Raw genomic sequence first — 9,134 nt, 5'->3', positions numbered from 1 at the left:
CCCCCTTCGCGGTCCGCTCCCCGCCAGCGGGCGACTCCTCCCCGTCAGCTCGGCCAGACGCGCAGGGCGAGCGTCACGACCTCGTGCAGCCGTTCCCGGGGCGTGCCCGCGTTGGCCTGGTTGGACAGGCCCTCCCAGACCACCCGCACCCACTCCGTCCAGACGTCCGGGTCCACCTCGGGGCCCAGCGCGCCGGCGGCGCGGTCCCGCTCGATGCGTTCCCGGATGACGGCGGTCAGGGCAACCTGCTGTTCCTCCAGCGTCCTGCGCACGTCGATGGTGTCGGCGCCGCCGGTCATCGCGGCGCTGACGGTGAGGCAGCCCATCGGCCGGCTCTCGTCGGTGAACTCGTCCACGGAATCCCGGAGCAGCCGCTCCACGGCCGCACGCGCGGAGGGTTCACCGGCGGCGTCGACGTAGATGGCGGTGTAGCGCCGCATGTACCCGAGGACGGCCTCCGCGAACAGCGTTCGTTTGTCGCCGAAGGCCGCGTAGAAGCTGGAGGGGGAGATCCCCATCGCCGCCGTCAGGTCGGCGAGGGAGGTGCCGTCGTAGCCGCGTTCCCAGAACAGCCGGGTGGCGGTCAGCAACGCCTCGTCCCGGTCGAAGCCGCGTCGCCGTCCGCGTCCTGGTGCGCCCATGCCCGGGATTCTGCTTGATCGGGCTCGGGAACCCGACTAGCGTCCAATTCTGAAGTGATCACTCCAGAATTGGAGGAGCGAATGCCCTCGAAGTCCCGTTCCACCCGACGCGCGGGAACACGGCTCCACGGTCTGTGGAGCGCCGGGGAAGGGCCACCCACCGTGGTCGTCCCCGGGGTGTTGGCCGACGCCCGCGCCTTCCTCCCCGTGGCCGAGGCGTTCGACCGCCCCGAACCCGCGCTCGTCCTCGACCGGCGCGGACGTGGCGGCAGCGGCCCACCGGGGGACGACTACTCCACGCGCACCGAGGTGGCCGACCTGCTGGCCTGGCTCGACGAACTGGCGAGCCCGGTGCGGCTCGTGGGATGGAGCTACGGCGCCACCATCGCCCTGGAGGCAGCGGCGCTCGACAGCCGCGTCCTCGGCGTCGTGGCCTACGAACCGGTGCTCGCGCCCTTCGCCGAGCACGTCCTGCCGGCATTGCGGCGCGCCGACCTCGACACCAGGGTGGAGATCGTCCACGAGGAGATCGCCCGCCTCCCGCGCGAGCGGGTCACCGCCCTGCGCGCCACGGCCGCCTGGTCGCGGTTGCGGGAGCTGGCGGCCCCCCTTCCCCAGGAACACGCCGCGCTGAACCGCTTCCGCCCCGGCGAGGGCTGGGCCAGCCTGGCCGCCGAGCTCGTCCTCGGCGAGCACAGCAGGGGGCGCCCGCCCTACGGCGAGGCCTTCGAGCGGGTCGCCGACCGGCTGCCGCTGTCACGCACCACCCTGCTCCCCGGGCACGGGCACCTCGCCCACGCCGAGGACCCCGTGGCGCTGGGACGGCTGATCGGCACGCTGCTCTGAAGGCGGCGGTCCGCCACGGCACCGCGCCCGATCCCGACCCGCCGGGCGTCGTCCTGGTGCAGGATGGGGTTCGCGGTGGGAGCCGTTCCCGCCACCGGAACTCCGACACGGGAGGAGGTCGGGAGGCTTGGGGCGCAAGCGTCGTTGGGTCGGGGAGCCGCACGTTCCGCCAACACCACCCCCGGAACGGGACTCCCGGGGCGGCGCCAGCCCCCGACGGGGGCGTCGACCACGACGAGGGTGGACCGACCAGCCCTCGCTCCCACCGGCGCAGGACCACCCGGCGCCCTCCCCCGACCACCACAGCGGACGGACAGAGCGGCACACCGCACCGGCACGGCCCCCGGGGTGGGGTGCTCCGCCACCGACCGAGGAACTCCCCCAGGGCCAGCCGGGTCCGCCAGGCGGTCCGGCGGCCGGGACCGTCCCCACCGGCGACGAACCCACCCGGCGCCTCGTCCCACCGCCCCCGCCGCCCGGTTCCGGCTCCGAGCGGGACGGCCGGCAGGGCGGTGACACCCGCCCGCTCCGCGACGGCGGACCGCCACCGAGGAAGCTGACCGTGACCCGGGTCGCCCTGTACCGGGCCCGTCAGCTCTCCCTGCACGCGGTGGACCTGTTCTGGCGGGCCGCCCACGCCGACGGGGCGCACCGGTCCGGGCTGGACCGGCTCACCTACGCGGTGATGGCGAACTTCGCCGCGGACGCCGCCATCGCGGTCGCGCTGGCCAACACGTTGTTCTTCTCGGCGGCCCCCGGCGAGAGCAGGGGCATGGTGGTGCTCTACCTGCTGGTCACCGTGGCACCGTTCGCGGTGGTCGCTCCGCTGATCGGGCCGGCACTCGACCGGATCCAGCAGGGCAGGCGGTACGCGCTGGCGGCCTCCTTCGCGGCGCGGGCCCTGCTCGTGGTGGTGATGGCCCTGAACTTCGACAGCTGGGTGCTGTACCCGGCCGCGCTGGGCTGCATGATCATGTCCAAGTCGTTCGGCGTGCTCCGGGGAGCGGTGACGCCCCGGGTCCTCCCCGCCGAGGTTCCCCTGGTGCGCACCAACTCCCGGCTGGCGATCTTCGGGTTGGCGGCCGGAGCCGTCGCCGGCGCCCTGGCCACCGGCCTGGTCGCGCTGTTCGGCTCCGGCGGGGCGCTGTGGCTGGCCGTGGCGCTCGCGGTCGGGGGGACCGCGCTGTGCCTCCGCGTCCCCGCCTGGGTGGAGAACACCGACGGGGAGGTCCAGGCCACGCTCGGCGGCCGGTCGGGCCGTGCGCGGCAGCCCCTGGGCCGCCTGGTGGTGCTGGGGCTCTGGGGAACGGGGACCGCCCGTCTGTTGACCGGCTTCCTGACGTTCTTCGCCGCCTTCGCCATCCAGGCGACGGACGACACGCCGGGCATGCACGTGCTCATGCTCGGCCTCGTCGCGGGAGCGGCCGGCCTGGGCAACCTGGTGGGCAACGCGGTGGGCAGCCGGATCCGGATGAGCCGCCCGGACCAGGTGGTGGTCGGCGTGGTGGCGGCGGCCCTGGTCAGCACCGCGCTCGCCGCGATCGCGCCCGGCTACCCCACCGCACTGCTGGTCGCCCTGGTCGGGGCGACCGCCAGCGCGCTGGCGAAGGTCAGCCTGGACTCGCTCCTCCAACGGGACCTGCCGGAGGAGGCCAGGGCATCGGCGTTCGGGCGGTCGGAGACCGTGCTCCAGCTGGGTTGGGTGTTCGGCGGCGCGCTCGGACTGCTGTTGCCACCCACCTACTGGATCGGCTTCGCGGTGCTGTCGCTCCTGGTGGCGGTCGGGCTCACCCAGACCGTCCTGCTCGGACGGGGCCGGAGCCTGTTGCCGTTCCTGGCCGTCGATCGACCGCCCCGCCCCGGGGCCTCCCCCGGACCGGACCAGGTCCCCTCAGCGGGCGAGGCGCGCACACCGCCGCGCCGGTCCGGCCCCGGAGGCGGTGGCTGATCGACGGCCAGACTGGCCCGCGTTCCCCCGCCGGGTGGGGAGACCCGCCCGAACCGCACCGTAAGCTCCAGCCGTGCGCACCAGGGAGCTGAGGACACGGGCCGGGCGACGCGACGGGCGGACGGGGCGACGGCTCCGCGCGGCGGGGATCGCCGGCCTGGCCGCGTTCGGCGTCGCGGGCTGTGCGAGTCCGACGGTGCCGGCCGTCTCCTTCTACGCCGCGGGCGAGACGGCTCGGACCGGCCCCGCCCAGCACTGCGACGTGCTGATCGAGGAGTGCTCGGTGGACCCCGAGGCGGTCGCGGAACTGCGGGTACCGCCGGGGTACCCGCTCCAGGTGTCGGTACCCGGCGAGGTGGGCGACGCGCCGTGGCAGGTGACCTTCCGCTACCGGGAGGACGGCGAGGAGGTGGAGGCCCGCAGCCCCGTCTTCCCGCCGGGAGAACGACAGGCCTACACCCTGCGGCTCCCCAACGACACGGCCCAGCTGGAGACCGTGGAGATCCAGGAGTTCAGCGCGGTGCTGGTCGAGGACCCCGAGGGCGGGGTCGGCTTCATCACGCGCGGCACCTGGGTCCTCTCGGTGGACGACCGCTGACGGTGCGCGGCCGGGCCCGGGACGGCGCAGGCGGTACGGGCGCGCCCCGCCGCACGACCTGCCGGTGGAATCCGCCCTGCCGCTCCACGGCCCGGTATCGACGGGTCACCGGGCCGGTGCCGCTCGACCATGCTGGTGTGGCCCCCACGGCCCGCCAAGGCCGTGGTCGAGGTCGCCAGCTGGATCCGCGCCTCGGGCACCACGGGCGCCCGCGTGGACGCCACCCTGGCCGGCCGCCGCCTCGCTGAGGACCGCGTCGTGCTGGTCGACGTGCCGCCGCCACGTGTCCCGAGCGGCCACGTGTCCTCGGCCGTGGACCTTCACCCGACCCACCCCCGGGCGCCGCCACCCGGGAAAGCCGGCTCGGGGCGCCCCACCGGGCGTCCTGGGCGGGCGGGTGCCGTTCCGCGTCCACCGGCCGGTGGCGGAGCACCGCCGGCACACGGGACGCGTGCCGGGACACCGGCCGGGTAGGAGACCTCGGCGCCGCACGCGTGGTCCCCGCGTGCGACCAGGCCCCGCCCCGGCCGGTGTCCGCGTCAGGGCTCCAGTTCGCGGGCGACCGCCCGCACCACCTCGGCGATCCGCTTGGTGTTCCGCCGGTCCGGGTAGCGGCCCCGCCGCAGCTCCGGCTGGACCTTCGCCTCCAGCAGTTTGATCATGTCCTCGATGAGGCCGTGCAGCTCCTCGGCGGGCCGTCGTCTCGCCTCGGCCACGGAAGGAGGGGCGTCGAGCAGCTTGACCGACAGCGCCTGGGGTCCCCGGCGCCCCTCGGCCATGCCGAACTCCACCCGCTGACCGGTCTTGAGCGCCTCCACCCCTGGCGGGAGGGCGGACGCGCGAACGTAGACGTCCTCGCCTCCGTCCTGGGTCACGAAGCCGAAGCCCTTCTCCGCGTCGTACCACTTGACCCTGCCGCTCGGCACTGTCCTCACCGTTCCCTGTCGTCGATGGATGTCGTTCCGGTGCACTGGGTTTGTCTCCCCGGCACGACGAACGCGCCCGGACCCAGGCATCATGGCGGATCGCACCGACCGGTACACCGCCGTCATGGTCCCAAGCCAGGACGCGTCCCCCTCAGCGTAAGGGGTACGTCGACCCCGTTCCGCCGTCCTGGTCCCCGCTGCCCCCTCATCCCTCCCCCGGTACCGCCGACCGCCTCGCCACCGACCGGCGCGCGGTGCGGCGTAAGCTGGGCGTCATGTCGCCGAAGTCCTCCCGGAGCATCGCCCTGCCGGTGGCCGTCGTGCTGTTCGCGGTGGGCCTGCTGGCGGTGTTGGGTACCTTCGCCGGTTACGGCCTCGGCTACCAGGACCAGCCGGTGTGGCTGAACGTGGGGACGCTGCTCGCCCCGGTCGGTCTCGCGGTGGGCGTCGTGGCGGTGCTGTTCCAGGCCCGGCGGCCGCGCCGGTCCGCCCGGTGACCAGAGCCGCTCCGGGTCGGCCCCTGCCCGTGGCCGGTGCCCTCCCACGTCGGCCGCGGTGGTCGTCGTCGACTCCGCCGGTCGATTGACATCGAAGCGCTGTCCGGAACAATGATCTCCGTGGACTCGGCCACCCGGTTGCCCGTTCGGGTCAAGATGTCGCTCCGGGACACCCTGCTGGCGGGGGCGGTCGAACTCCTCACCGAACGCGGTTTCCACAAGTTGCGGATGAGTGACGTCGCCGCGACGGCGGGGGTGAGCCGCCAGACCGTCTACAACGAGTTCGGCGGCAAGGAGACCCTCGCCCACGCGGTCGCGCTGAGCCGTGCGCACGCCTACCTGGACGGTGTCGGGGCCGTGCTCGCGGCCTCGGACGACCCGGTCGCGGGGGTCAAGGCCGCCGTTCGGCACACCCTGGACCGCACGGTCGAGGACCCGCTGCTGACGTCGATCCTCACCGGGATCAACGCCGCCGCCCTCTTCCCGTTCCTCAACGCGCCGGACCGCGTCACGCTGCGCGCCGCCGTGGAGCTGATCAGCAAGCACCTCCGCCAGCAACTGCCGAGGATGCCCCCCTCGGCCACCGTCTTCTACGGCGAGAGCATCGTCCGGTTGACGCTGAGCCACCTGCTGCTGCCCAGTTCCAGTCCCGCGGAGGCCGCGGACTCGGTCACGGCCATCGCGGCGACCCTGCTCGCCCCGCACCTGTCCGCGCACGCCCAGCGCCGACGACCGACCAGGGGACCCGCCAGACCGGGCGGTTCCCGGGCCGCCCAGCTCGGCGGGGCGAGCAACTGAGCTGCCCCGTTCCAGCCAGCGCGGAGCCGGAACCGGGGTGGCACCCCGTGAACGGCCAACCAGTTGCACGGGAAAGGACCACCGGGCGCGCGACGGCAGCTAGGGTCTCGCCATGTCGGTTGACGTATACCTCGTGGACGCCTTCAGCGACCGGGCGTTCGGCGGCAACCCCGCCGGAGTCGTCCTCCTCCCCGGGTTCCGCGACCCGGAGTGGATGCAGGCGGTGGCCGCCGAACTGAAGCATTCCGAGACGGCCTTCGTGCAGATCGGGTCCGAGGACCCGGACGCGGCCCTTCCGCTGCGGTGGTTCACCCCGGAGACGGAGGTGGACCTGTGCGGCCACGCCACGCTGGCCGCCGCCCACGTCCTCGGCGGCAGCCAGCGCTTCGCCACCCGCAGCGGCGAGCTGCGCTGCGTCTCCACGGGTGGGGGCTGGGTGGAGATGGACTTCCCCGCCGACCCGCCGAGCAGGGTGGACGGAGTTCCGCCCACCGGCCTCCCCGAGGTCACCGTGACCGGCGTCGGCATGGGTCGGGAGGACCTCCTGGTCGAGCTCGGGTCTCCGGCCGAGGTCCGCGGTCTCCGCCCCGACATCGCCGCGCTGGCCGCCCTGCCGGGGCGCGGTGTCATCTTCACGGCGGAGGAGACCGGCGGCGAAGCCGACTTCGTGAGCCGGTGCTTCTACCCCAAGCAAGGGGTTCCCGAGGACCCGGTGACGGGCTCGGCGCACTGCGCCCTCGCCGGGTGGTGGTCGGAACGACTGGGACGCTCCTCGCTGCTCGGTGAGCAGGCCTCCGCCCGGGGTGGGCGGGTGCGCCTGGAGGTCGAGGGGGAACGGGTCCGCCTCGGGGGCCGGGCGGTCACCGTGCTGCGGGGCTCGTTGTACGCCTGACCGTTCGCCGCCCCGACGCCTGACCGGGGGCGCGGCCGTCACTCGGGGAACGGGTCCGCCGACCTGCCGACGAGGTCGGACACCGAGCTGATGATGCGGGTCGGCCGGTAGGGGTAGGCCTCGGCGGTATCGCGGCCGGAGATCCCGGAGAGGACGAGGATGGTGGGCATGCCCGCCTCCAGGCCCGACCGGACGTCGGTGTCCATCCGGTCGCCGATCATCAACGTGTTCTGCGAGTGCGTACCCAGTGCGCGCAGGGCGGAGCGCATCATCAGCGGGTTGGGCTTGCCCACGTAGTAGGGGGCCCGCCCGCTGGCCCGCTCCATCAGCGCCGCGACCGCCCCGGTGGCGGGGAGGGACCCCTCCCGGCTCGGGCCGGTCGAGTCGGGGTTGGTCGCGATGAACTTGGCCCCCGCCTCCAGCAGGCGCACCGCCCTGGTGATCGCGGTGAAGCTGTAGGTCCTGGTCTCCCCGAGCACCACGTAGTCGGGATCGCGGTCGGTGAGGACGTAGCCCACCTTGTGCAGGGCCGTGGTCAACCCGGCCTCCCCGATCACGTAGGCGGACCCACCCGGCCGTTGGGCGTCCAGGAACTGGGCGGTGGCCAGGGCCGAGGTCCAGATCGCGTCCTCGGGGACGTCGAGACCGTTGCCGAGCAGCCGGGCCCGGAGGTCCCGGGGGGTGTGGATCGAGTTGTTGGTGAGCACCATGAACTTCATCCCGCGCTCGGTGAGCTCGGCGAGCAGCTCACCGGCCCCCGGGACCGGGTGCTCCTCGTGCACCAGCACGCCGTCCATGTCGAACAGGTACGACCAGCGCGCCGGCTCCTCGGACGGGATGGGCTCGGGGACGCTCGCTGCCTCGCTCACCGCAACATGCTGCACCGGGGGACACCGACGGCGCTACCGGTGTGTCCGGTTCGTCCGGTCCGGCGGCCGATCACCTGCCTCGAACGGGGCTCGGGTCACGTCGGCGGGCGCGGTGTCTCCACCACGACGTGGGTGGACTTGACGACGGCGACGGCCAGCACACCGGGCTCGAGACCCAGTTCGCGGACCGCCTCCGTGCTCATGAGCGACACCACCCGGTGCGGTCCGCACACCAGCTCCACCTTGGCCATCACGGTGTCGGCGACGACGTCGGTGACCAGTCCGACGAACCGGTTGCGGGCCGAGCGGCCCACCCCGGAGGGATCGGGAACCGCGCGGGCCGTGGATCCAGCGAAGGCGGCCAGCACGGCGCCGTCCACCACCTTGCGACCAGACGCGTCGACGTCACCGGCGAGCTGCCCGGAGTCGAGCCAGCGGCGGACGGTGTCGTCACTGACCCCCAGGAGCCCGGCTGCCTCGGAGATGCGGTAGAGCGGCACGGCGCGACACTACTCGTCGGCCCACCGGCCGGCGGGCGACGCCGCCGCGCGGAGCGCCGAGGCCCCGCTCGTCGCCGGCGTCGATGGCCTCCCGGACCGCGCTGATCATGCGCAGGCAGTAGTCCTCGATCACCGCGAGTTCCGCGTCCCCGTAGGTGCCGACCAGCTCCTCGGTGACCGGGGCCAGTGCCTCGACCGTCCCGGCGGGCACGGGCGAGGGCGCGAGCCGGACCCGCACCCGCCGCCGGTCGTCCGGGTCAGCGACGCGGACGACATGTCCCGCTTCCTCCAGGCGGTCGAGCACACCGGTCACGGCACCGGTGGACAGGCCCACCCCCTCGGCGATCTCGCCCGCGCTCAGGGGAGCCGGTGCCCGGCTGACGAGGTCGAGGCACTTGTAGGCGGTCGGCGAGAGACCGAGTCGTTCGGCGAGCCGCCCGTGGAGCAGGGCGGTCACCGCTCCGAGTTCGCGGCTCAGCTCCGCCAACCTCGCCGCCCGCCCGGTGCGCTCGGACATGGACACCCTCACCTGCCTGTTCCGGGCCGACCCCGGCGGCCGCCCTCCCCCGGGCGGCTGACCCGCGGATGGTAGCCGGGCCCGGCCCCCGCCGTCCCACCC

General features: G+C 74.1%; 11 protein-coding genes. 6 read left to right on the top strand and 5 right to left on the bottom strand.

Annotated elements, in window-relative coordinates; translation table 11 throughout:
• Positions 1-44: 44 nt before the first annotated feature.
• Positions 45-641 (bottom strand): TetR/AcrR family transcriptional regulator, encoded by a 597-nt coding sequence (locus ACTIDRAF_RS0218025; protein WP_026066235.1) that lies wholly within the window; start codon positions 639-641, stop codon positions 45-47.
• Between the two features lie 81 nt (positions 642-722).
• On the opposite strand from ACTIDRAF_RS0218025, the gene ACTIDRAF_RS29605 reads away from it, so the two are divergent.
• The 3 genes from ACTIDRAF_RS29605 to ACTIDRAF_RS0218010 all read left to right on the top strand — a co-directional run bounded on the left by ACTIDRAF_RS29605 (position 723) and on the right by ACTIDRAF_RS0218010 (position 4,033).
• The gene (locus tag ACTIDRAF_RS29605) at positions 723-1,487 is read left to right on the top strand and encodes an alpha/beta fold hydrolase (protein ID WP_083886448.1); all 765 of its coding nucleotides are present in this window, start codon (positions 723-725) and stop codon (positions 1,485-1,487) included.
• Between the two features lie 562 nt (positions 1,488-2,049).
• Positions 2,050-3,435, top strand: coding sequence for an MFS transporter (locus ACTIDRAF_RS0218015; RefSeq protein ID WP_016700122.1), 1,386 nt, complete (start codon positions 2,050-2,052; stop codon positions 3,433-3,435).
• 73 nt (positions 3,436-3,508) lie between these two features.
• Entirely contained in the window at positions 3,509-4,033 is a 525-nt protein-coding gene (locus ACTIDRAF_RS0218010) for a DUF2771 family protein (protein WP_016700121.1), read from the top strand.
• 539 nt (positions 4,034-4,572) lie between these two features.
• On the opposite strand, the gene ACTIDRAF_RS0218000 is transcribed toward ACTIDRAF_RS0218010, so the two are convergent.
• Positions 4,573-4,959 carry a cold-shock protein gene (locus ACTIDRAF_RS0218000; protein WP_016700119.1) on the bottom strand — a complete coding sequence of 129 codons (387 nt, stop codon included), beginning with the start codon at positions 4,957-4,959 and terminating at the stop codon, positions 4,573-4,575.
• 275 nt (positions 4,960-5,234) lie between these two features.
• On the opposite strand from ACTIDRAF_RS0218000, the gene ACTIDRAF_RS0217995 reads away from it, so the two are divergent.
• The 3 genes from ACTIDRAF_RS0217995 (at position 5,235) to ACTIDRAF_RS0217985 (ending at position 7,146) form a co-directional block, all read left to right on the top strand.
• The gene (locus ACTIDRAF_RS0217995) at positions 5,235-5,456 is read left to right on the top strand and encodes a hypothetical protein (RefSeq protein ID WP_016700118.1); all 222 of its coding nucleotides are present in this window, start codon (positions 5,235-5,237) and stop codon (positions 5,454-5,456) included.
• A gap of 120 nt (positions 5,457-5,576) precedes the next feature.
• On the top strand, positions 5,577-6,254 hold the full coding sequence (locus ACTIDRAF_RS29600) for a TetR/AcrR family transcriptional regulator (protein WP_157163118.1): 678 nt from the start codon (positions 5,577-5,579) through the stop codon (positions 6,252-6,254).
• Between the two features lie 112 nt (positions 6,255-6,366).
• Positions 6,367-7,146, top strand: coding sequence for a PhzF family phenazine biosynthesis protein (locus ACTIDRAF_RS0217985; protein WP_026066233.1), 780 nt, complete (start codon positions 6,367-6,369; stop codon positions 7,144-7,146).
• A gap of 38 nt (positions 7,147-7,184) precedes the next feature.
• Here ACTIDRAF_RS0217985 and ACTIDRAF_RS0217980 read toward each other — a convergent pair whose 3' ends face one another.
• From ACTIDRAF_RS0217980 to ACTIDRAF_RS29595, 3 genes are all read right to left on the bottom strand, one after another.
• Positions 7,185-7,943 (bottom strand): HAD-IIA family hydrolase, encoded by a 759-nt coding sequence (locus ACTIDRAF_RS0217980; RefSeq protein ID WP_157163120.1) that lies wholly within the window; start codon positions 7,941-7,943, stop codon positions 7,185-7,187.
• A 167-nt stretch (positions 7,944-8,110) separates the two neighbouring features.
• Positions 8,111-8,515, bottom strand: a complete 405-nt coding sequence (locus tag ACTIDRAF_RS0217975) for a TOBE domain-containing protein (RefSeq protein ID WP_016700114.1) — start codon at positions 8,513-8,515, stop codon at positions 8,111-8,113.
• Positions 8,466-9,032: a MarR family winged helix-turn-helix transcriptional regulator gene (locus tag ACTIDRAF_RS29595; RefSeq protein WP_016700113.1), complete on the bottom strand. Its 567-nt coding sequence runs from the start codon at positions 9,030-9,032 to the stop codon at positions 8,466-8,468. The genes ACTIDRAF_RS0217975 and ACTIDRAF_RS29595 overlap by 50 nt, the downstream gene beginning before the upstream one ends.
• Positions 9,033-9,134 lie beyond the last annotated feature (102 nt).

This window comes from Actinoalloteichus spitiensis RMV-1378, from assembly GCF_000239155.1.
Taxonomy (GTDB): domain Bacteria; phylum Actinomycetota; class Actinomycetes; order Mycobacteriales; family Pseudonocardiaceae; genus Actinoalloteichus_B; species Actinoalloteichus_B spitiensis.
The sequence above is the reverse complement of the archived record's forward strand: the minus strand, read 5'-3'. Positions and strand labels throughout refer to the sequence as shown.

Bases quoted from the DNA above. Each gene is read 5' to 3' on its own strand.
- ACTIDRAF_RS0217995 (WP_016700118.1), top strand. From the start codon at position 5,235: ATGTCGCCGAAGTCCTCCCGGAGCATCGCCCTGCCGGTGGCCGTCGTG.
- ACTIDRAF_RS0217985 (WP_026066233.1), top strand. From the start codon at position 6,367: ATGTCGGTTGACGTATACCTCGTGGACGCCTTCAGCGACCGGGCGTTC.
- ACTIDRAF_RS0217980 (WP_157163120.1), bottom strand. From the start codon at position 7,943: ATGGACGGCGTGCTGGTGCACGAGGAGCACCCGGTCCCGGGGGCCGGT.
- ACTIDRAF_RS29605 (WP_083886448.1), top strand. From the start codon at position 723: ATGCCCTCGAAGTCCCGTTCCACCCGACGCGCGGGAACACGGCTCCAC.
- ACTIDRAF_RS29595 (WP_016700113.1), bottom strand. From the start codon at position 9,032: ATGTCCGAGCGCACCGGGCGGGCGGCGAGGTTGGCGGAGCTGAGCCGC.
- ACTIDRAF_RS0218025 (WP_026066235.1), bottom strand. From the start codon at position 641: ATGGGCGCACCAGGACGCGGACGGCGACGCGGCTTCGACCGGGACGAG.